The sequence below is a fragment of the Marinifilum sp. D714 genome (genome assembly GCF_030851345.1).
Taxonomy (GTDB): Bacteria; Bacteroidota; Bacteroidia; order Bacteroidales; family Marinifilaceae; genus Marinifilum.
In genome coordinates this window covers 1-656 of sequence record NZ_JALPNU010000072.1, presented here as the reverse complement: position 1 = coordinate 656, position 656 = coordinate 1, and the positions used below count along the sequence as shown (strand labels likewise).

Sequence of the window (656 nt, the reverse complement as noted above, 5' to 3'; positions counted from 1 at the left end):
TGCATATTTCTCATCCAGAGCTTTCTTCTCTGCTGCCAGGCGCGCTGCTTCATCAGCTTGTCTTTGCTGTTCTGCCAACAAATCATCAATCTTTGCAATCTGTGATTCTGGATATTGCTCTTCTGCTTTCAATGCCAAGGCATCAGAATAAGAAATTTTCGCTGATGGATAATCTCCTGATTCGAACTGAGAATCTGCCAATGTAATGATAGAAGCATATTTCTCATCCAAGGCTTTTTTCTCTGCTGCCAGACGTGCTGTTTCTTCAGCCTGTCGTTGCTGTTCTGCCAGTAATTCATCAATCTTTGCAATCTGTGATTTTGGATATTGCTCTTCTGCCTTCAATGCCAAGGCATCAGAATAAGAAGTTTTCGCTGATGGATAATCTCCTGATTCGAACTGAGAATCTGCCAAAGCAATGATAGCTGCATATTTCTCATCCAAGGCTTTTTTCTCTGCTGCCAAACGAGCTGCTTCTTCAGCCTGTCGTTGCTGTTCTGCCAGCAATTCATCAATCTTTGTAATCTGTGACTTTGGATATTGTTCTTGTGCTTTCAATGCCAAGGCATCAGAATAAGAAGTTTTTGCTGATGGATAATCTCCTGATTCAAACTGAGAATCTGCCAAAGCAATGATAGCTGCATATTTCTCATCCA

1 protein-coding gene is annotated in these 656 nt (G+C 41.5%); it reads right to left on the bottom strand.

Annotation, left to right across the window (positions count from 1 at the left end; all coding sequences use genetic code 11):
* Positions 1-656, bottom strand: a 656-nt coding sequence (locus M0051_RS19600; RefSeq protein ID WP_306743264.1) for a hypothetical protein, incomplete at both ends; no start/stop codon positions are given.